Raw genomic sequence first — 275 nt, 5'->3', positions numbered from 1 at the left:
TTGTCCTCTCGTATACAGCGCCCTGTTAACTCAACAAGTTCAAGGTACGATTTAAGCTCAAAGGGTAGCCCTTTTGGCATGATTTGACGTGGCATGCCTGCAAAGCGCAGTAGTTGTTTTGGTTGTTTGCCATCTTTTGCGTATGTTAAGCGTAGTTGAGCGCTGGTATGGTCAGATTCTTCTGGGGTGTTAGCCATTTTGGCTCTAATGGGATTTAAGTCTACATACGCCATGCAGGCCGCCAATGCAGCTTCATCTAATAACGCTTGCGAACT

Annotated in this window: 1 pseudogene; it reads right to left on the bottom strand. The window is 46.2% G+C overall.

From position 1 onward, the window contains the following. Window positions 1-275: pseudogene (locus CWB66_RS03050) on the bottom strand (hypothetical protein); the annotation flags it as partial.

This window comes from Pseudoalteromonas sp. S558 (genome assembly GCF_005886635.1).
Taxonomy (GTDB): domain Bacteria; phylum Pseudomonadota; class Gammaproteobacteria; order Enterobacterales; family Alteromonadaceae; genus Pseudoalteromonas; species Pseudoalteromonas aliena.
Note: the sequence above shows the minus strand (reverse complement) of the source record. Positions and strands in the feature narration are given on the sequence as shown.